The organism is Hydrogenophaga sp. (genome assembly GCF_048549895.1).
Lineage (GTDB): Bacteria > Pseudomonadota > Gammaproteobacteria > Burkholderiales > Burkholderiaceae_C > Hydrogenophaga.
The window spans coordinates 12,535-31,694 of sequence record NZ_JBLYYB010000074.1 but is presented as its reverse complement, the minus strand read 5'-3'; the positions used below and the strand labels follow the sequence as shown (position 1 = coordinate 31,694).

General features: G+C 68.2%; 18 protein-coding genes. 7 read left to right on the top strand and 11 right to left on the bottom strand.

Annotation, left to right across the window (positions count from 1 at the left end; genetic code table 11):
* Positions 1 to 550 (top strand): ATP-binding cassette domain-containing protein (locus ACN4F8_RS07150; protein ID WP_419472918.1); only part of this gene is annotated, 550 nt, incomplete at its 5' end.
* A complete protein-coding gene (locus ACN4F8_RS07145) occupies positions 540 to 1,145 on the top strand; it encodes a CDP-alcohol phosphatidyltransferase family protein (RefSeq protein ID WP_419472917.1) in 606 nt (201 codons plus the stop codon). The genes ACN4F8_RS07150 and ACN4F8_RS07145, both read left to right, overlap by 11 nt.
* Here ACN4F8_RS07145 and ACN4F8_RS07140 read toward each other — a convergent pair whose 3' ends face one another.
* The 4 genes from ACN4F8_RS07140 to ACN4F8_RS07125 all read right to left on the bottom strand — a co-directional run bounded on the left by ACN4F8_RS07140 (position 1,146) and on the right by ACN4F8_RS07125 (position 7,086).
* A complete protein-coding gene (locus ACN4F8_RS07140; RefSeq protein WP_419472916.1) occupies positions 1,146 to 3,863 on the bottom strand; it encodes a cation-translocating P-type ATPase in 2,718 nt (905 codons plus the stop codon).
* A gap of 121 nt (positions 3,864 to 3,984) precedes the next feature.
* On the bottom strand, positions 3,985 to 4,626 hold the full coding sequence (locus ACN4F8_RS07135; protein ID WP_419472915.1) for a BLUF domain-containing protein: 642 nt from the start codon (positions 4,624 to 4,626) through the stop codon (positions 3,985 to 3,987).
* A gap of 100 nt (positions 4,627 to 4,726) precedes the next feature.
* Positions 4,727 to 6,031, bottom strand: coding sequence for a TIGR04283 family arsenosugar biosynthesis glycosyltransferase (locus ACN4F8_RS07130; protein WP_419472914.1), 1,305 nt, complete (start codon positions 6,029 to 6,031; stop codon positions 4,727 to 4,729).
* Positions 6,028 to 7,086 (bottom strand): hypothetical protein, encoded by a 1,059-nt coding sequence (locus tag ACN4F8_RS07125; RefSeq protein WP_419472913.1) that lies wholly within the window; start codon positions 7,084 to 7,086, stop codon positions 6,028 to 6,030. Before ACN4F8_RS07125 ends, ACN4F8_RS07130 begins: the two co-directional genes overlap by 4 nt.
* A gap of 99 nt (positions 7,087 to 7,185) precedes the next feature.
* Between ACN4F8_RS07125 and ACN4F8_RS07120 the strand changes: the two genes are divergently transcribed.
* Genes ACN4F8_RS07120 through ACN4F8_RS07110 form a run of 3 tightly spaced genes read left to right on the top strand, consistent with a single transcriptional unit; the run spans position 7,186 to position 11,314 of the window.
* Positions 7,186 to 9,348 (top strand): FAD-dependent oxidoreductase, encoded by a 2,163-nt coding sequence (locus ACN4F8_RS07120; protein ID WP_419472912.1) that lies wholly within the window; start codon positions 7,186 to 7,188, stop codon positions 9,346 to 9,348.
* Positions 9,349 to 9,362: 14 nt separating this feature from the next.
* Positions 9,363 to 10,100 (top strand): DUF3047 domain-containing protein, encoded by a 738-nt coding sequence (locus ACN4F8_RS07115; RefSeq protein ID WP_419472911.1) that lies wholly within the window; start codon positions 9,363 to 9,365, stop codon positions 10,098 to 10,100.
* 23 nt (positions 10,101 to 10,123) lie between these two features.
* Positions 10,124 to 11,314 (top strand): FAD-dependent oxidoreductase, encoded by a 1,191-nt coding sequence (locus ACN4F8_RS07110; RefSeq protein WP_419472910.1) that lies wholly within the window; start codon positions 10,124 to 10,126, stop codon positions 11,312 to 11,314.
* Here ACN4F8_RS07110 and ACN4F8_RS07105 read toward each other — a convergent pair.
* Positions 11,287 to 11,697 carry a low affinity iron permease family protein gene (locus ACN4F8_RS07105; protein WP_419472909.1) on the bottom strand — a complete coding sequence of 137 codons (411 nt, stop codon included), beginning with the start codon at positions 11,695 to 11,697 and terminating at the stop codon, positions 11,287 to 11,289. The genes ACN4F8_RS07110 and ACN4F8_RS07105 overlap by 28 nt on opposite strands.
* A gap of 85 nt (positions 11,698 to 11,782) precedes the next feature.
* Between ACN4F8_RS07105 and ACN4F8_RS07100 the strand changes: the two genes are divergently transcribed.
* Positions 11,783 to 12,613 (top strand): DUF4399 domain-containing protein, encoded by an 831-nt coding sequence (locus tag ACN4F8_RS07100; RefSeq protein ID WP_419472908.1) that lies wholly within the window; start codon positions 11,783 to 11,785, stop codon positions 12,611 to 12,613.
* A gap of 21 nt (positions 12,614 to 12,634) precedes the next feature.
* Here the strand turns inward: ACN4F8_RS07100 and ACN4F8_RS07095 are convergent, their stop codons facing one another.
* The 5 genes from ACN4F8_RS07095 to senB all read right to left on the bottom strand — a co-directional run bounded on the left by ACN4F8_RS07095 (position 12,635) and on the right by senB (position 17,049).
* A complete protein-coding gene (locus ACN4F8_RS07095; protein ID WP_419472907.1) occupies positions 12,635 to 13,330 on the bottom strand; it encodes a haloacid dehalogenase type II in 696 nt (231 codons plus the stop codon).
* Positions 13,327 to 14,520 carry an ATP-binding protein gene (locus tag ACN4F8_RS07090; protein ID WP_419472906.1) on the bottom strand — a complete coding sequence of 398 codons (1,194 nt, stop codon included), beginning with the start codon at positions 14,518 to 14,520 and terminating at the stop codon, positions 13,327 to 13,329. Before ACN4F8_RS07090 ends, ACN4F8_RS07095 begins: the two co-directional genes overlap by 4 nt.
* A gap of 65 nt (positions 14,521 to 14,585) precedes the next feature.
* The gene (locus ACN4F8_RS07085) at positions 14,586 to 14,969 is read right to left on the bottom strand and encodes a RidA family protein (RefSeq protein WP_419472905.1); all 384 of its coding nucleotides are present in this window, start codon (positions 14,967 to 14,969) and stop codon (positions 14,586 to 14,588) included.
* 3 nt (positions 14,970 to 14,972) lie between these two features.
* Entirely contained in the window at positions 14,973 to 16,043 is a 1,071-nt protein-coding gene (selD, locus tag ACN4F8_RS07080; RefSeq protein WP_419472904.1) for a selenide, water dikinase SelD, read from the bottom strand.
* A gap of 37 nt (positions 16,044 to 16,080) precedes the next feature.
* Positions 16,081 to 17,049: a selenoneine biosynthesis selenosugar synthase SenB gene (gene senB, locus ACN4F8_RS07075; protein ID WP_419472903.1), complete on the bottom strand. Its 969-nt coding sequence runs from the start codon at positions 17,047 to 17,049 to the stop codon at positions 16,081 to 16,083.
* A 61-nt stretch (positions 17,050 to 17,110) separates the two neighbouring features.
* On the opposite strand from senB, the gene senA reads away from it, so the two are divergent.
* Positions 17,111 to 18,289 (top strand): selenoneine synthase SenA, encoded by a 1,179-nt coding sequence (gene senA, locus ACN4F8_RS07070; RefSeq protein ID WP_419472902.1) that lies wholly within the window; start codon positions 17,111 to 17,113, stop codon positions 18,287 to 18,289.
* A 15-nt stretch (positions 18,290 to 18,304) separates the two neighbouring features.
* Here the strand turns inward: senA and ACN4F8_RS07065 are convergent, their stop codons facing one another.
* Positions 18,305 to 19,105 (bottom strand): helix-turn-helix domain-containing protein, encoded by an 801-nt coding sequence (locus ACN4F8_RS07065; RefSeq protein WP_419472901.1) that lies wholly within the window; start codon positions 19,103 to 19,105, stop codon positions 18,305 to 18,307.
* Positions 19,106 to 19,160 lie beyond the last annotated feature (55 nt).

Genomic DNA, 19,160 nt, shown 5'->3' with positions numbered 1-19,160 from the left:
GGGCCCCAGCGGCAGCGGCAAGAGTTCGGTGCTCGCGGCCATCGCCGGCACGCTGCACAGCGTGGCCGAGGGCAGCGAGGCCTTGCGGTTTGAAGGCACGGTGACGCTGGACGGGCGCGACCTCACGAATGTGCCCACCGCGCAGCGCGGCATCGGCCTGCTGTTCCAGGACGATTTGCTGTTCGCCCACATGACGGTGGGCGAGAACCTGCTGTTCGCCGTGCCGGCCGGGCCCAAACGCGAGCGACTCGCGGCGGTGGAACAAGCGCTGGATGAGGCTGGGCTGGCCGGCTTCGGCCCGCGCGACCCCGCCACGCTGTCGGGCGGGCAGCGCGCCCGCGTGGCGCTCATGCGGGCCTTGCTCGCGAGGCCCAAGGCCTTGCTGCTCGACGAGCCATTTTCCAAACTCGACGCCGCGCTGCGCGACCAGTTCCGCGCCTTCGTGTTCGAACACCTGCGCGACAGCGGTGTGCCCGCCGTGCTGGTGACGCACGACGCGGCCGACGTGGCCGACCCGTCTCTTGTGTTGGAGCTGGGCCGTGCTGGATAGCGCCATTCAACAAGTGCTCAAGCCGGTGCTCACGCGCGTGGCCCGCGTGTTGGTGCGGGTGGGTGTGGGCGCCGATGCGCTGAGCTTCATCGGCTTCGCGCTCGGCATGGCCGCGGCGCTGGCCATCGTCTTTCAGCATTTCATGGCGGGCCTGGTCTTGCTGCTGCTCTCGCGGCTCATGGACGGCCTGGACGGTGCGGTGGCGCGTGCCACCACGCCCACCGACCGGGGCGGCTTCCTCGACATCACGCTGGACTTTCTGTTCTACGCGGCCATCCCGCTGGCGTTCGCCGTGGCCGACCCGGTGCACAACGCGCTGCCCGCCGCCGTGTTGCTGACCAGCTTCATGGGCACAGCCAGCAGCTTCCTGGCCTTTGCCATCGTGGCCGCGAAGCGCGAGCTGGCATCCACCGATTTCCCGGACAAAAGTTTTTACTTTCTAGGCGGCCTGACCGAGGCCACCGAGACCATCGCCGCGTTTGTGGCCATGTGCCTGTGGCCGCAGTGGTTTGCGCCCATCGCCTGCGGCTTTGCAGCCTTGTGCGCCCTCACCACGGCGCTGCGCATCGGCTGGGGCTGGCAGCGCTTCAAATGATCAGAGGCGGTGCACGCCACGGCGGCGCAGCACCCCCTTCTCCAACTCCACCGCCAGGAACAGGCCGCCCGCCAACGCCGCGATGACGCCCCAGGTGGGCGCGTCCAGCGCGGCCGTGCCGAACAGCCGCTGCATCGGCGGCGCGTAGGTCAGCAGCATCTGCAGCACCAGCGTGACCACCACCGTGCCCAGCGCCACCGGGTTGCCCAGCCAGGTGCTGCGCGTGAAGGCGCTGGCGGTGAAATGCCGCACGTTGAAGAGGTAGACGATTTCGCCCACCACCACCAGGTTGATGACGCTGGTGCGTGCCATCTCCAGGCTGCCACCGCGCGCCAGTTGCCAGTTGAAAACAAGGAACGCAGCCCCCATGAGCAGCAGGCTCACGAAAACCACACGCACCAGCATCCAGCGCGTGATGAGGGGCTCGTTCGCCGGACGCGGCGGGCGCTGCATCACGCCGCGCTCGGCCGGCTCGAAGGCCAGCGACATGTCCAGCGTGATGCTGGTCACCATGTTGATCCACAGGATCTGCGCGGCCGTGACGGGCATGGCCAGGCCGGCAAACACGGCCAGCAAGATCAGCCCGGCCTCGCCGCCGTTGGTGGGCAACACGAACAGCAGCGACTTCTTGATGTTGTCGAACACCGTGCGGCCCTCGCGCACGGCGGTGGCGATGGTGGCGAAGTTGTCGTCGGTGAGCACCAGGTCGGCCGCCTCGCGCGCCGCGTCGGTGCCGCGCTGGCCCATGGCCACGCCGATGTCGGCGGCCTTGAGCGCGGGCGCGTCGTTCACACCGTCGCCCGTCATGGCCACCAATTGGCCTGCGGACTGCAGCGTGGCCACCAGGCGCAGCTTGTGTTCGGGGCTGGCGCGCGCCACCACATCGGTCTGCGCCAGCCGCGCTTGCAACGCGGCGTTGTCGAGCCGGTCGATCTCGGCGCCGGTGAGTGGCTGGCCATCGCGCAGGCCGATCGCGCGGCCTATTGCCGCGGCCGTCACCGCGTGGTCGCCGGTGATCATCACCACACGGATGCCGGCGCGCTGGCACTCGGCCACCGCCGCCACGGCCTCGGTGCGCGGCGGGTCCATCAGCCCCACCAAGCCGAGCAAGGTGAAACGCGGCGTGATGTCGTTCATGTTCAAAGACGCCGTGCCGGCTGGCAGCTCGCACTCGGCCAGTGCCAGCACCCGCTGGCCTTGCGCTGCGGCGTCGTCCATGCGCGCCTGCCAGGTGGCGCTGTCCAGTGAGCCGCCACCGGTGTCGTTCACGCACAGTGAGAGCACGCGCTCGGGCGCGCCCTTGAGCAACACAAACACACGCCCGGTGTGGTCGTGGTGCAGCGTGGCCATGAAGCGGTGTTCGGACTCGAACGGAATGTCGTCCTGGCGCGGCGTGAGCGCGGCGGCTTCGGCCGGGTCCAGCCCGGCCTTGCGCGCCATCGACAACAGCGCGCCTTCGGTGGGGTCACCAGCCAGCACCCAGCCCTCAGTCGGCGTGTGGTGCAACTGCGCGTCGTTGCACAGCAGAGCGCAGCGCGCCAGGCGCTGCAGCTCGCTGTCCTGCATCGGGTCCAGCGCCTTGCCGCCGTGGTGAAAGCCCCCCTCGGGCGCGTAGCCCGCGCCGGTCACGTCCAGCGTGCGGCTGGCCAGCATCGCGCGCACAGCGGTCATTTCGTTGCGCGTGAGGGTGCCGGTCTTGTCGGTGCAGATCACGCTCACCGAGCCCAGCGTTTCCACCGCCGGCAGGCGCCGCACCACCGCGCGCTGGCGCGCCATGGCCGCGGTGCCGATGGCCAGCGTGATGGTGACGATGGCGGGCAGGCCTTCGGGGATGGCGGCCACGGCCAGGCCCACCACCGCGAGGAACAGCGCCAGCGGCGGCAGGCCGCCGATGAAGCTGCCGTAGAGAAAGGTGACCACACTCACCACGCCGATCACCAGCGTGATCCGGCGTGCGAACTGGTCCAGGCGGCGCGTGAGCGGCGTGGCCAGACTGTTCAGGTCGGAGACCAGCGCACCGATCTTGCCGATCTCGGTCTGACGCGCGGTGGCCACCACCACGCCGCTGGCCTGCCCCACCGCCACCGTGGTGCCGGCAAAGGCCATGCACAGGCGCTCGCCCAGCGGCGCATCGACCGCCACCGGCTGCGCGTCTTTCTCGGCGGGCACCGATTCACCGGTGAGCGCAGCCTCATCGATGCGCAGGTTCTTGGTGCGCAACAGCCGCAGGTCGGCCGGCACGCGTGCGCCCGACTCCAGCAGCACCACATCGCCTGGCACGAGATCGGCGGCGTCGATTTCGTGGCGGTCACCACCACGCAACACGGTGGCCCGGCTGGCCAGCAGGACGCGCACGGCCTCCAGCGCGCGCTCGGCCTTGCCTTCCTGCACAAAACCAATGACGGCGTTGATCACCACCACGCCCAGGATCACCGCCGCGTCCAGGTAGTCGCGCAGCCAGACCGTGACCAGCGCGGCCACGAGCAACACGTGGATCAGCAGGTTGTTGAACTGGCGCAGCACGCGCATCCACACACGGGTGGGCGCCACCTGTTCGATGCGGTTGGGGCCGTGTTGCGCCAGGCGCTCGGTGGCCTGGGCGGGGGTGAGGCCGGTGTCCAGGCTCTGCAGCGCCCCCAACACCTGCTGACCTGGCTGGCTGTGCGGGCTTGGCACAGCCCGAGGCGGCGTTTCGAGCGTCAGATGTTGAAGGGCCATGACGCAACATACGCCTTCGACCCGAGACCCACCATGACAACCGTCAAACAAGGCATTCGGGTTTTGCCCACCGCCCCTGGGATCGGCACGGGCAAGGTGCCGATGGAGACCTGGTCCGGTTCTACCTGAGCAGCGTGAACGCCAAAGCCGACAGGCAAATCAGCGCAACACCCGCCACCACCTTCACGAAGCTTGTGCTGCCGGGTGCTGCAGCGGGTTGGGTCCTTGAAGCCCCGCGCGGCTTGGCTTCGCGAGGCGAGGCACGCCGGGGTGGCTGCACGACTGGATCGGGCTCGCCAGCCAGCGGCTGGAGCTCGCTGGGCACGGTGTCCACCGCATCTTCCTCGTCGCGCAAGAAGCGCACGGCCGTGTCGATCTGGTCTCTGGTCAGCTGGTAGGGGTTGAACGTCGTCTCTCCCCATTGCCGCAACAGACCTTGCAGCCGCTGTTCACCGGGCACGTATTTCATCGACCACGCGCCGAACGTGCGCATGTTGATCGACGACTGCAACAGCACGGTCACATCGCGGTGGCGTGTGTCGGCTTCGATCTTGCTGTAGAGGTTTTGCACGATTCGCGCATCGCCTTCGAGGCACTGCAGAAAGTAGCCGTCCCCGAACAGCAGACCACCCACCACGTCGAGCCGGGCGTTGTTCTTGCGGGACTTCGCCAGAATCCGGGCAATGCCGGGGTCCACGCCTTGGTGCGTGGTGGGCTGCACCGCAGAGCGGCTGGCGTAGACGAGCCTGATCAGCTGGTTCAAGGGGAGGTCCTGTCGAATGGAAGGTGCGTGGGCCTGGCAAGGCAGGGGCAGATTTTCGGCGAGATCGTGCAGCCCCGCAGGGCGTCAGGATTATCGGGGCTCATGCACGTCGGCCCCCCCGCGTCGAGCGCCAGCGCAGCCAGTCGGCGGGTTCGTCCACATCCCACAGTGTGGCCAGCTCACTCCAGCGCAGGCCCGCCGCGCGCAGGCGCTCGCGGGTCTGCTCCAGCACCTGTGGCGTGCTCCATTCGATGCCGTTGAACACCTCGGGCACGGGCTTTCGAAAACCGATCAACACGTAGCCGCCGTCTTCGGCCGGGATCAGCACCGCGTCGGCATGCTGCAGTGCGTCGGCGGCCTGCTGCAGGTGCCCCGGCGTGAGTGCCGGGCAGTCGGTGCCGGCGATGAGCAGTGGTCGGTGCGGGGTCTGAGCGAAGTGGTGCGACAGGGCGGCTGCCATGCGCTGGCCAAGATCCCCACCGGGCTGAGGCCGTGTTGTCGCGCCGTGCCGCCGTGCCAGCGCACGGAAGAAGCGGTGCGACGCATCGGGTGCGCACCACAGCGTCACTTCACCGGTGCTGGCCGAGCGCGCGGTGGCCAGGGTCTGCAGCGTGAAGCCGCGCTGCGCACGGGCAGCGCCGGCTGCGCCCAGCAGGGGCATCAACCGTGTCTTGGCGAGACCCGCCACCGGGGCTTTGGCGAGGATGGCCAAGGCCGCCGGGGCGCGCGGTGTGTAGCCGTAGCGCAGCGCGAGCGTGTGCGCATCCAGGCCCAGCGCGTGCGCCGCGCGCAGCCGCCACATCAGCAGCACCGTGCGCCAGAGACCGCGCTGGTCCCAGCGGCGGCCCGAGGTGGTCACGCGCGCGCGCAGGCAGGCCGGCGCTTCGATCGTCTTGAGGCGCTGGCTCAGCTCGATGTCTTCCATCAGGGGCATGGACGCGAAGCCCCCCACGGATTCAAACAGCCGCCGCTGCACGAACATGGCCTGGTCGCCGGTGGCGATGCCGGTGAGGCGCGAGCGCCAGTTCATGAACCACGCCACCAGGGGCAACAGCGGGTGCCGGCCTTCGATGCGCACATCGAACCGGCCCCAGCGGTGGCCGCGTTGCAGGGCCTGCTCGATCACTTGGTCGGCGTTGGCCGGCAGCTGCGTGTCGGCGTGCAGGAACAGCAGCACGTCGGCGCGGGTGGCAGCGGCGCCCGCGTTGAGTTGCGAGGCCCGACCGCGCGGTGCCTGCAGCACCCGGTCGGCATGGGGCTGCGCGATGGTCATGGTGCCGTCGGTGCTGCCACCGTCCACCACCAGCAGCTCGGCGCCCCGCGCGCGCAGCGGTGCCAGCGCCTGCAGCCGCGCGGCCAGCGTGGCGGCTTCGTTGAGCACCGGAACAACGATGGCCAGCCTCATGCGCCGAGCCCGCGTTCAAACCGGTTGAAGCCGTGGAGCACCGCGTCCACCACCTCGGCGCTCAGGTAGTGATCCACACGGTTGCGCACGTGGTCCACCAGCGCGGCTTCGCTGCGCTCGCTGGACCAGTCTTCGCCATCGGCGCTGGCGTGTGTGGATGCGCTGGAAAGCGCGCGCCACTTTGCGCACCAAGTGATGGACCAGAGCCACATGGCGCGGCGGAGCACACCGTGCCAGGGCAGTGCGGTGGCCGCGAGAGGCCCCACTGCGTCGGCCCAGGCTTTGTGGAAGCCCAGCGCCTCGTCCACCGTGAGCACGGCGTGGGTGTCCACGTCCCAGGTGGTCGAGGTGTAGAGCGTGGCGTGGGCGAGGTCCAGGCCGGGGTGGGCATAGCGGCACTTCTCCAGATCGACCAGCACCGCACACCCGTCGGACTGCACGATGAAGTTGCCCGGGTGAGCGTCGAACGCGATGAGGCAGCGCGCGGGGCGGTCTGTGGCGCTCACGCAGGTTTGAAGCCGCTGCCGCTCACGCTGGATGGCCGCCAGCACCACCGCCGGCAGCCCGGCCGCTGCCAGGTGAACGGCCTGCGCGTCGATCTCCTGCACCAGCGCCAACAGCGGGTCGGCTGCGTTCAGCAGCGGAGCGCGCGCCGCCGCCTCGGGCAGCGGCAGCGCGTGCAGCGCGGCGAGCGCGCTGGCCAGCGCGGACAGGTCGTGGGGCAAACGGGCCGGGCGGCCTTCGATGGCCTGCACCAGCAGCGCGCCGCGTGGCAGGTGGGTCGAGGGCGGCAGCACACCGTACAAGGTGGGGGTGTGACCACTGGCGGCCGCGCGCTCGAAGCAGGCGCGCTGGTAGTCCAGGTTGTCTTGTGCGGTCAACCCGAGCTGGCTCTGCTTCGGGATGCGCGCGAGCCAGCCGGTGCCTTGCAGGCGCACATGGTCGTGCGCCAGGCCTTTGTCGGGCAGCGGCACCAACGGCTGCCCTGCGGCAGGGTGGCCGACCGCCTGCAAGGCCAGGCGCAATCGGTGGATGACGTCGTTGGAAATCGGCAAGCCGGGATACCTCAGGGAAGACGGCGTTGAACGGGGTGAAGGTGTAAGAATGCATCGGCCCCGGCGACCGACTGGTTGCAAACCCACACTGGAATTGTCGTGAGCTTTCGAAAAATCTTTCTGCTGGCGGTGGTCGCCCTGGGACTCGCGGCCTTTTTCTGGCTGGATCTGGGCCGCTTCCTGAGCCTGGACTACCTCAAACAGAGCCAGGCCCGCTTCGAGGCACTCTACGCGGCAGAGCCGCTCAAGGTCTCGCTCGCCTACTTCGCGCTCTATGTGGCGGCCACCGCGCTCTCCTTCCCCGGGGCCACCATCATCACGCTGGCCGGTGGCGCCATCTTCGGGCTGTGGTGGGGCACGCTGCTGGTGTCGTTCGCCTCGTGCATCGGCGCCACGCTGGCGTTTCTGGTGTCGCGTTTCGTGCTGCGCGACAGCATCGAAGCCAGGTTCGGCAACCGCCTGGCCGAGATCAACCGCGGCATCGACAAAGACGGCGCGTTCTACCTCTTCACGCTGCGGCTGATCCCGGTGGTGCCGTTTTTCGTGATCAACCTGGTGATGGGCCTCACCAAGATGAAGGCGCTGACCTTCTACGCGGTGAGCCAGATCGGCATGCTGGCCGGCACGCTGGTGTATGTGAACGCGGGCACGCAGCTGGCGCAGATCAACTCGCTGCAGGGCATTCTGAGCCCGGCGCTGCTGGGCTCGTTTGTGCTGCTCGGTGTGTTTCCCTTGATCGCAAAGTGGATCGTGGGTCTGCTGCAAAAGCGCAAGGTGTATGCGCGCTGGGCCGGCGTGAAACCCAAACGCTTTGACCGCAACCTGATCGTGATCGGCGCGGGTGCGGGTGGTCTGGTGTCGGCCTACATCGCGGCGGTGGTGAAGGCCAAGGTCACGCTGGTCGAATCGCACAAGATGGGTGGCGACTGCCTGAACTACGGCTGCGTGCCGAGCAAGGCGCTCATCAAAAGCGCGAAGCTGGCCCACCAGATGCGCCACGGCGAAACCTACGGATTGCACAGCACGCCACCCACTTTCAGTTTCAAGGCGGTGATGCAGCGCATCCAGGCCATCGTGCGCGCCATCGAGCCGCACGACAGCGTGGAGCGCTACACCGGGCTGGGCGTGGAGGTGCTGCAGGGTCACGCGAAGCTGGTGAACCCGTGGACGGTGGAGATTGCACTCAACGACGGCAGCACACAAACCCTCACCACGCGCAGCATCGTGATCGCCGCCGGTGCCCGGCCCTTGGTGCCGCCCCTGCCCGGGCTGGAAGACAGCGGCTATGTGACCAGCGACACGATGTGGGAGAAGTTCGGCGAACTCGACGAGGTGCCGAAGCGCCTGGTGGTGCTGGGCGGTGGGCCGATCGGCTGCGAACTCGCACAGAGCTTTGCGCGCCTGGGCTCGCAGGTGACGCAGGTGGAAATGGCGCCGCGCGTGATGGCGCGTGAAGACGAAGAGGTGAGCGAGCTCGCGCGTCTGGCGCTCATGAAAGACGGTGTGGACGTGCGCACCGGCCACAAGGCCTTGCGCGTGGACAACACCGGTGGTGTGAAGACCCTGGTGGTCGAGCACGCCGGCACCGAACAACGCATCGAGTTCGACGAATTGCTCTGCGCCGTGGGCCGCAGCGCGCGCCTCACCGGCTACGGCCTGGAGGAGCTGGGCATTCCAACGAACAAGACGGTGGAGACCAACGAGTACCTGCAGACGCTCTACCCCAACATCTACGCTGCGGGCGACGTGGCCGGGCCCTACCAGTTCACCCACGTGGCGGCGCACCAGGCCTGGTACGCAGCGGTCAACGCACTCTTCGGCGACTTCAGGAAGTTCAAGGCCGACTACCGCGTGATCCCCTGGGCCACCTTCATCGACCCCGAGGTGGCGCGCGTGGGTCTGAACGAGCAGGAGGCGAAAGAAAAAGGCATCGCGGTGGAAGTCACGAAGTACGGCATCGACGACCTCGACCGCGCCATCGCCGACAGCGAGGCGCACGGTTTCGTGAAGGTGCTCACTGTGCCCGGCAAGGACACCATTTTGGGCGTGACCATCGTCGGCACGCACGCGGGTGATCTGCTGGCCGAGTACGTGCTGGCCATGAAACACGGCCTGGGCCTCAACAAGATCCTGGGCACCATCCACACCTACCCCACGCTCGCGGAAGCCAACAAGTACACGGCCGGCGAATGGAAACGCGCGCACGCGCCGCAGCAGCTGCTGGCCTGGGTGGGCCGGTTTCATGACTGGCGGCGCGGTTGAAAGCGCCGGTCTGCGTGCTCGCATGGCTGCTGCTGACGACCAGCGCAGCGGCCTTGGCGCAGACACCCCTGCCCGCGCTGGTGCAGGCTGATGGCGCGCTCAACCCCGCGTGGCGATTCGTGGGTTTCCCCAAAGCCAAGGCCGACATCCCGCCCACGCGTTTTGAAGCGGGCCGCGTGGAAGGTGTGGCGGCGGTGCAGGTGGTCACGGCGTCGAGCTACGGCACGCTGGTGCAGGACTGGAGCGGCCCTGCGCCCGCGCGGTTGCAGTGGCGCTGGCGGCTGGATGCGCCGCTTTCAGGTGGACAGAGCGCACCCGACATCCTCACCAAGGCCGGCGACGACGCCGCGCTCAAGGTCTGTGTGATGTTCGACCACGCGCTGGACCGGGTACCGTTTGTGGAACGCACCGTGCTGCGCATCGCGCGCAGCGTGAGCGGCGAGGCCTTGCCGGCGGCCACGGTGTGCTACGTCTGGGACAGCACCCACCCCGCCCTCACACAAGGCCCCAACCCGTACACGAAGCGTGTGCGCTTCATCAGCCTGCAAGGCGCAAACGCACCGCTGGCGCGCTGGGTGCAGGAGTCGCGCGACGTGGCGCAGGACTTCGCCACACTGTTCGCCGACGAACTGCCTGCGGGCGCTCCAACGCCACGCATCACCCGCGTGCTGCTGGGCGCCGACAGCGACAACACCGCCAGCACCAGCAGCGGCTGGGTGGCCGATCTCCGGTGGACCGACCGCGCGCCTTGACACGCCACGTACCATCGGAGCCCATGCACCACGGCATCAAAAAACTTCTGTTGCTCGGCGCCGGTCATGCCCACGTGCAGGTGCTGGCCAGCCTGGCGCAGCACCGCCCCGCCGATCTGGACGTGACGGTGCTCACCCCCTTTGCCTACCAGACCTACAGCGGCATGACGCCCGGCTTCGTGGCCGGCCACTACACAGAGGCCGACTGCCGCATCGCGCTGGAGCCGCTGGTGCGCGCGGCCGGCGCACGCTGGGTGCAGGGGCGCTGCCAGGGCATCGACCCGGTGGGCAACACAGTGAGCATCGCGGCGGCGGGCGGTGCGCAGGGTGTGCCGGCCACGCTGGGCTTTGATGTGCTGTCCATCGACACCGGCGCGGTGATCGACCGCGCGCGGCTGGAAGCCGACATGCCAGGCGCCGCCACCCACGCGCTGGCCGTGCGTCCCATTGAAGCCTTTGCCCAGCTCTGGCCGCAGGTGATGGCGCTGGCGCAGCAAAAACCGGTGTCACTCGCGGTGGTGGGCGCGGGGGCGGCGGGCATCGAGCTTGTGTTCGCCGCCGAGCAGGCCATTCGCCAGCACGGCATGGCGGGCGCACGCTTCACGCTCATCACCGGCGGACCCGAGGTGGCCGACGGCTACCGCCCCGCGGTGCAACGCAAGGTGCTGCGCCAGCTCAAACGCCGCGGCATCACCGTGCTGCGCGAAGCCTGCGTGGGCATGGCCGCGGGTGAGGTGGTGCTGGGCAACGGCGCACGCCTGGCCTGCGACGTGCCGCTGCTGGCCATCGGCACCCACGCGCCGCCGTGGCTGCAGGGCAGCGGACTCGCTTTGTCCGACAGTGGTCATGTGCTCGTGAACGCGTTCCAGCAAAGCACCAGCCACCCGCATGTGTTTGCTGCGGGCGACGTGGCCACACGCGCCGATGTGCCGCACGCGCGCAGTGGTGTGTACGCCGTGCGCGCCGGCCCGCCGCTGGCGCACAACCTGCTGGCGTTTCACCAACGCAAGCCTTTGAAGCCCCACCAACCGCCCACGAACACACTCAACCTGCTCTCGTGCGGCACCGGTCACGCCATTGCGAGTTACGGGCCACTCAGCGCGCAAGGCGCGTGGGCCTGGCGCTGGAAAGACCGCATCGACCGCGGTTTCATCGAGCGCTACCGGGTCGGCCCGCGCCCTGGCGCTCAGGCCTCGGGCGAACCGGTGTCCTGATCCCCACGCGCGAGGTCTCGCCTGGCCTCGCTGGCCAGCAGTTGGTAGCGCCGCCGAAACTCGTCCAGCTCGCCCTGCTCCAGTTCTTCCAGGTCGAGCAGCGCGTTGTGCGCGCCTTTGGTGGCGCGGATCAGCTCGTCCATCTTGATCTGCAGGGCCTCCGAATCGCGGTTCTGCGTGTTCTGGATCAGAAACACCATGAGAAAGGTGACGATGGTGGTGCCGGTGTTGATCACCAGCTGCCAGGTGTCGCTGTAGTCAAACAACGGCCCGGTGACCATCCAAACGACGATCACCGCTGCGGCGAGCGTGAAGGTTTTGGGCCTTCCGCTCAATCTGGCGATCTGGTTGGCAAACTTTGAATACCCGAGTCGGCTGTTCATAATGAAATCCCTTTCGCGAGTTGGGCAGCGAGCCACTGCAACCCGTTGTGCGCTTCGCCGTCCTGCCACCCGACCATACAACGCCATGTCCATTGCCCAGCGCTTTGTCGCAATCCCGCTCCTGCCGATCGCCCTGCTCCTGACCACGCTTACCGTCCATGCACAGCCCACGGCCCCACCACCGGCCGTGGCAACGGGCGCGGCCAAGGCGCACCCGTGGCAGGCGGCCCCACCGCGCCTGACCGCCGAGGCCTATTTCACCAACCTCAAGGACGGCGACCAGATCGAGACGCCCTACCTCGTGAAGTTCGGGCTCTCTGCGGGCTGGGGCCTCGCCCCCATTGCCCAACCGGGCCGGGCCCGCAGCGGCCACCACCACCTGCTGGTCAACCGCGATCTGCCGCTGAACTTCAAGGAAGCGCTGCCCTTCAACGAGCAGTACATCCACTTCGGCAAAGGCCAGATGGAAACCGTGCTCACGCTGGAGCCGGGCACCTACACCCTGCGCATGCTGCTGGCCGACCAGAAGCACCTGCCGCACTTTGTGTTCAGCAAACCCACCCGCATCACCGTGACGCGCAAGACCGGCGTCGACCCCAAGACCTTGTCGGTCAAGGGCCTGTCCATGGGGCTGGACGGCGCCACGCTGAAGAACCCGTTTCGTGTGCAGTTCCACGCCTCGGCACTGGAAGTGGCGCACCGCTCGCAAGGCATCGCCGGCACCGGCCACTTCCGCCTCACCGCCGCACCCGAAGGCCGGGGCGCACCCGCGGTGCTGGAGTTTCCCGAAGGCCAGACCGAGGTGTGGCTGGCGCCGCCCGTGGGCAACTACACCTTGCAGCTCGATCTGATGGACAACCTGAACCCCGGCAAAACGCTGGTTGAACCCGTGCGTGCGTCGGTGCGCGTGGAGTGATCCCGCTGCGCTGATCGGCCCTCAGCAGCCGAGTTGTTCGGCGAGATGCACCAGGCTCTTCGCGTGAAAGGTGTTGGCCGCATCGGGTGACACGTCCTTGGGGTGCTTCGCGCCAAACTCCAGCGGCCGTTCGATGTAGGCGGTGCGCAACCCGCAAGCCCGCGCCGCCGCCAGATCGTCCTGGTGGGCCGCGACCAGCATCACGTCGGAAGGCGCTACATCGAACACGCGGGCCACACCCAGGTAGGTGGCGGGGTCGGGCTTGTAGGCGCGAAACACCTCGGCCGAGAGCACGCAGTCCCACGGCAGGCCCGCGCGTTTGGCCATGTTGGTCAGCAAGCCGATGTTGCCGTTGGAGAGGCTGCAGATGGTGTGGCGGGTCTTCAGGCGCGTGAGCCCGGCCACCGTGTCGGGCCAGGGGTCAAGCCGGTGCCAGACCTTGTTGAGGTGCTGTTTCTGCGTTTCGGTGAGCGCGCTCAAACCGAACCGTGGCAACAGATCGTCGAGGATCAGCCGGTGCAGATCGTCGATGAGTGTCCAGCCCAGCTCGCCCGAACGCACCCGCTGCATGGCTGGCTGGTAACCCGCGCGCCAGGCGAGCGCAAAGGCATCGGCGTCCACCTGCGGGTACAGCGCGGCGACTTCGCGCGTGATGCTGCCGTGCCAGTCGACCACGGTGCCGAAGATGTCGAAAGCGAGGATGGGGGCGTGGGTCATGCGAGTCTCCGGTTTTTTGAATAGGGCGGTGGGCTCAACAACGAATGCCAGGACCACACAGGCCAATCGCTTCGGCCCTGGCCTTGTGCACCACCAAACACGACACCACCGGTGTCCAGCTGGTCGGGGTGGGCCTTGGCGAACTGCTGCAATCCTCTGAAGTAGTCGTTGTTGACGGTGGCGCCCGCCTTGATCTCCAGCGCCCTGAAACGGCCCCGGGTGGGCACGAGCAAGTCCACCTCGTGACCCGTGGAGTCCCGGTAGAAATAGAGCGGCGCGTGCTCGCCCTGGTTGAAGCGGTCTTTCAAGGCCTCCATCACGATGAAGTTCTCGAACAGACCACCCCACAGCGGATCGCGAGACACCTGGTCTGCGCTGCGCAAACCGAGCAACCAGCACGCCAGGCCCACGTCGTAGAAATAAAGTTTCGGGCTCTTGACGAGCCGCTTGCCGGTGTTGGTGAACCAGGGCGGAAGCAGGTGCACGATGTAGCTGGTTTGCAGCAAGTCCATCCAGGCCTGGGCCGTGGAGTGCGACACCCCGGCGTCGTTGGCCAGGCTGGAGAGGTTGACCAACTGGCCGACCCGCCCGGCACAGAGCCGCACAAAACGCTCGAATCGGCCCAGGTCGTGCACGGCGGTGAGGGCGCGCAGATCCCTTTCCACATAGGTCGCGAAGTAGTCGCCCAGGGCCTGGGAAGGATCGAGGCCCCGATCGTGGATGCGCGGATAGAAGCCGGCGTAAATCCATTGCGGCAACGGTAGCGATACCGACGCGGGGGACAGCTGGGCCAACTCGGCGGCGCTGAACGGCAACAACCGCAACACCGCGGTGCGGCCGGCGAGCGACTGCGTCACACCCCGCATGAGTTCGAATTGATGACTGCCGGTCAACACGAAGCGTCCGGGTGTGGGATCGGCATCCACCAGGCCTTGCAGGTAGGACGCCAGTTCGGGAGCGCGCTGGATTTCGTCAAAGATCGCACCCTGTGCGAAACCCGCCAGGAAACCGCGCGGGTCTTCAGTGGCGAAGCGGCGCACATCGGGGTCTTCCAACGTCACGTAAGGCTTTGCCGGAAACACCGATCGGGCCAGTGTGGTCTTGCCGCTCTGGCGCGGCCCGGTCAGGGTGACGACAGGGTATTGCCGGGCAAGTTGCTCGAAGAGGGGCTGTATGAGGCGAGGCACCATGGTCTCGCCAATATATCGTTTTTTGCAAATTCACGAAAATTTCGTGAATTTGCAAAAAAAGGGATTCAGCGCTGTTTGAGCGCCGTGACCTCGATCTCGATTTTCATGCGCGGATCAAGCAGACCGGCGGTGATCATCATGGCCGCGGGGCGGGCGGTGCCCAGGTGTTTTCGCAGCACCGGCCAGCAGGCTTCGAAGTCGGCGCCGTCGGGCAGCACGTAGTTCACACGCACCACGTCGTCCAGGCTGGCGCCGGCTGCTTTGAGCGCGGCGGCGATGTTCTGCAGGCACTGCTCGGCCTGCTCCACCACGCTGTCGGAAATGGTCATGGTGGTGTAGTCAAAACCGGTGGTGCCCGAGACGAACACCCAGTCGCCCGCGACCACGGCGCGCGAATAGCCGATCTGCTCTTCGAACGGCGAGCCGGAGCTGATGCGCCTGCGTTCCATGGCTCAGTTCACCACCAGGCGCACGCCATCGACCGGCGCCACGATTTCGCCGATGTCGGCCGCGCCGGCAAAGCCGTGTTTCTCGAAGATGGCCAGCACCGCGTCCACCGTATCGGGACTGCAGGCCACCAACAGGCCTCCGCTGGTTTGTGGGTCGGACAGCAGCGCTTGGTCCACCGGCTGCAAGCCAGCACCGAGACGCACCTCGTGGCCGTAGCCCGCCCAGTTGCGGCCCGAAGCGCCCGTGACCATGCCGGCCGCGGCGAGTTCGCGCACGCCGGCAATCAGCGGCACGCGCGCCATGTCGATGCGCACGGTGGTGTTGGCGCCGCGCGCCATTTCCATCACGTGGCCGGCGAGGCCGAAGCCGGTGATGTCGGTGAGCGCGTGCACGCCGTCCAGCGCCGCAAGGTCGGGGCCGGGCGTGTTGAGCTTGGTGGTGTTGGCGATCATCTGCGCGTAACCCTCGGCGCTCAGCGCGTCCTTCTTCAGCGCGGCCGAGAGCACACCCACACCGATGGGCTTGCCCAGGATCAGGCGGTCGCCCACCTTCGCGTCGGCGTTGCGCTTCACGCGTTTGGGGTGCACCAGGCCCAGGGCCACCAGGCCGTAGATGGGCTCGACCGAGTCGATGGTGTGGCCACCCGCGATCGGGATGCCGGCGGCGCGGCACACGTCCTGCCCGCCTTGCAGGATCTTGCCGATGGTCTCCGTGGACAACACGTTGATGGGCATGCCGACCAGCGCCAGCGCCATGATGGGTGTGCCGCCCATGGCGTACACGTCGCTGATGGCGTTGGTGGCGGCGATGCGACCGAAGTCGTACGGGTCGTCCACGATGGGCATGAAAAAGTCGGTGGTGGCGATCAGCGCCTGCTCGTCGTTGAGCTGGTACACGGCCGCGTCGTCCGCCGTCTCGATGCCGACCAGCAACTCCTTGGGGATCGGCATGGCCGCCGTGCCCTTCAAGATTTCGCTGAGCACGCCGGGCGCGATCTTGCAGCCGCAGCCGCCGCCGTGCGAGAGGCTGGTGAGGCGGGGCTGGGTGGCGGCGGTGGGGGTGGGTGCGTTCATGGGTGTCTCCAGATGGGAAAAAACGGGGGCGGCCGACTCAGTGCAGTTCGGCCAGCAGCGCCAGCAAGTGGGCCTGCTCGGTGCGCGGATCAAACAGAGGCGCGCGGGTCTCGCATTGTGCTTGCAGGGTCGCCAGCCTGCCAGCGGGATCGCCCAAGCCCGCACGGCACTCGCGCAAGGCCTGCGCCAGCGCGGGCGCGTCACCCGGCGCAAAGTAGCCGCCGTAATCCGCGCCGAGCATGCCCACGTTGCCGCCAATGCGGGAGGCCAGCACGGGCGTGCCGCAGAGCACCGCCTCCATCAGCACATGGGCACCGCCTTCCATGCGGCTGGTGTGCACCAGCACATGGGCGCGTTGCATGCGAGCGCGCGTGGCGGCGTGTGGCAGGCCGCCGAGCCAGCGGTAGTGCGGGCAAACCAGCGCGGTGGCTTGCGCGGCCTCGCCCAGCGCGGGATCGAGCGCGGCGCCGATGTGGTCGATGTGGATGCCCTCGTCGGGCGCCAGCAGTCGCGCGGCTTCAAACAAGGTCTGCGGCCACTTTTCGTCTCGCAAGTGGCCCACCATCACCGCGCGCAGGTGGGTGGTGGTCTTGACCAATGTCTGGCGACGCGTGCCCGACTGGAACACCACGCGGCATTTGTCGCGCAGCGCCTCGGGCAGCGCCAGCGGCCCCTGCTCCTGCAGCACGATGAGGCGGTGCGCGAGCGCCAGCGACCGCTGAGCCTGTGCGTCGGTGGCGATGTCGCGGTAGAGGTCGGTGCCGGTGAGGGCGAGCACCAGCGGGCGCTCGGGATGAATTTCCGCCCACACGGCCACCGAGGGCGCCGAGCGGCGCGCGTGCAGGGCGAGCAGCACGTCGGCCTCGTCACCCCGCACCCACTCGCGTGCCACCCTCACTCGATAATGCGCCGAGAGCAAACGCGCCCAGCGGCGGGCGGTTTGCCAGTTGCCGTTGTTGGCGTCGGCCAGGGCCGGCGTGACGATACACAGAGAAGGTTTTTTCATGGGTTTGGGCAGTTCGTCAATTGTGGGTGATGCGCCTTCGGGCCGGTGGTCCGCCGCCGACATGGCCCGCCATGCCGACAGGGCAACACTGGCCGCCGAGCTGGTGGACGCGCGCGAACGCACGCTCAAACAGCTCGCGGCCTACGAGGCGGCACTCGGCCCGGGCCTGCGCGTGCCCTGCACGCCAGAGCTCAACCTGCCGCTGTGGGAGCTGGGCCACATCGGCTGGTTTGCCGACTGGTGGGTTGCGCGCAACCCGCAGCTGGCGCTCGGCGTGCAGGCCGATCCCCACGCCCTTCGCGGCCAGGCGCGCCAGGCCGCGCGCGGCGTCAACGCCGATGCGCTCTACGACTCCAGCGCCGTCGCGCACGACCAGCGTTGGCGGCTTGATTTGCCCGATGCGCAGGCCACCCGCGCCGACCTCTCGGCCAGCCTGACCCAGACGCTGGCGCTGCTGTCTGAGGCGCCCGAAGACGACGCCGGCCTCTACTTTTTCCGCCTCGCCCTCTTCCACGAAGACATGCACGCCGAAGCGGGCGTCTACATGGCGCAGGCACTGGGCATCGCCGCAGACCATCCCTCGCTCCCCGTTCAGATCGAGCCTGCTTTGCAGCCCGTTCGGACTGAGCCTGTCGAAGTCCCCGCCCACACGGCGGTGGCCCACGTGCCGGCCGTGCGCTGGACGCTGGGCTGGGCCGGCCCCGGCTTCGCGTTCGACAACGAACTCGGCGCGCACGCCGTGGACGTGGTCGCCTTCGAGATCGACACCCACCCCGTCACCTGGGCGCGCTATCTGCCCCTGGTGGACTCAGGCCTGGCCCCCGTGCCGCGCTATGTGCGGCGCACGCCAGGTGGCTGGGAAGCACAGCGCTTCGGTGCGTGGCAGGCGCTGGACCTGCAAGCCCCGGCCTGCCACCTCAGCGCCACCGAGGCACAGGCCTGGTGCCGCTGGGCTGGGCGGCGCCTGCCGACCGAAGCCGAATGGGAGGTGGCGGCGCACACCGCGCCGGGCTTCACCTGGGGCGCCGTGTGGGAATGGACCGCCAGCCCCTTTGCGCCCTTCCCCGGCTTCAAGCCGCACCCTTACCTGGACTATTCACAACCCTGGTTCGACGGCCGCCCGGTGCTCAAGGGCGCGAGCAGCGCCACCCACCCGCGCATGCGCCACCCCCGCTACCGCAACTACTTCCCGGCCGCGCGCACCGACATCTTTGCCGGCTTTCGCAGCGTGCGGGCCTGAGCGCCTGACCGGGCCTCAACGGCCCTTGCGGTAGCCGTCGGGCGTGGTACCGGTGAGTCGGCGAAACATGCCGATGAAGGCCGAGGTCGACGCGTAGCCCAGGTCTTGTGCGATGTGCTCCACCTTCTCGCCGGCCTCCAGCAAGGCCATGGCCTTCACCGTGCGCAAGCGCTGGCGCCATTCGGCCAGCGTCATGCCCAGCTGGCTCTGGCAGCGGCGCATGAGCGTGCGCTCGGTGGTGTGCACCCAGTCCGCCCAATCGGCCACCGAACGCGGATCACCGGGCGATGCCTCCAGCGCCTGCAACACGGGGGCCAGCAGCGGATCGCTGGACATGGGCAGATAACTGCCGGTCACCGGCGCGGCCTCCAGCTGGTCCAGCACCACCTGCAGCAGCCGGTCGTGCGGCGCGCCCTGGGCCTGTGTGGGCGGGGTCTGGCGCAGGTGCTCCAGCAGGCCGTGCAGCAAGGGGCTCACGGTGAGCGCGCACACCTGCGCCGGCATGCGCACAGCCCGCTCGGGCACCACATAGACCGAGCAGAACGACGCCTCCTGCCGGTTCATGCCGGTGTGGTCCACCTCGGGCGGCAGCCACAGGCCGTATTGCGGCGGGATCAGGTAATGCTCCGCGGCGAGCTGCACCTCCATCACGCCACTGAAGGCATAGACGAACTCGCCCCAGTGGTGGCGGTGGTGCGGGAAGAAGGCGTCCGCCGGCATCTGCGCCGCTCGAAAAACCACTTCGGCCGGCAGCGTGTCGGTGAAGGGTGTGGTCTGCGGGTGTCGGGTACGGGGGCGTGCGTGGGAGCGGGGCATTCTGGCAGCGCGGAGAAGTTTGACGGTCCTGGGAAGGGGTTTGTCTGATTCTCGC

Coding starts and splice junctions, on each gene's coding strand:
- ACN4F8_RS07085 (WP_419472905.1), bottom strand. CDS start 14,969: ATGGAACGCAGGCGCATCAGCTCCGGCTCGCCGTTCGAAGAGCAGATC.
- ACN4F8_RS07105 (WP_419472909.1), bottom strand. CDS start 11,697: ATGAACAGCCGACTCGGGTATTCAAAGTTTGCCAACCAGATCGCCAGA.
- senB (WP_419472903.1), bottom strand. CDS start 17,049: ATGAAAAAACCTTCTCTGTGTATCGTCACGCCGGCCCTGGCCGACGCC.
- selD (WP_419472904.1), bottom strand. CDS start 16,043: ATGAACGCACCCACCCCCACCGCCGCCACCCAGCCCCGCCTCACCAGC.
- ACN4F8_RS07140 (WP_419472916.1), bottom strand. CDS start 3,863: ATGGCCCTTCAACATCTGACGCTCGAAACGCCGCCTCGGGCTGTGCCA.
- senA (WP_419472902.1), top strand. CDS start 17,111: ATGGCCCGCCATGCCGACAGGGCAACACTGGCCGCCGAGCTGGTGGAC.
- ACN4F8_RS07065 (WP_419472901.1), bottom strand. CDS start 19,105: ATGCCCCGCTCCCACGCACGCCCCCGTACCCGACACCCGCAGACCACA.
- ACN4F8_RS07095 (WP_419472907.1), bottom strand. CDS start 13,330: ATGACCCACGCCCCCATCCTCGCTTTCGACATCTTCGGCACCGTGGTC.
- ACN4F8_RS07090 (WP_419472906.1), bottom strand. CDS start 14,520: ATGGTGCCTCGCCTCATACAGCCCCTCTTCGAGCAACTTGCCCGGCAA.
- ACN4F8_RS07110 (WP_419472910.1), top strand. CDS start 10,124: ATGCACCACGGCATCAAAAAACTTCTGTTGCTCGGCGCCGGTCATGCC.
- ACN4F8_RS07130 (WP_419472914.1), bottom strand. CDS start 6,031: ATGAGGCTGGCCATCGTTGTTCCGGTGCTCAACGAAGCCGCCACGCTG.
- ACN4F8_RS07100 (WP_419472908.1), top strand. CDS start 11,783: ATGTCCATTGCCCAGCGCTTTGTCGCAATCCCGCTCCTGCCGATCGCC.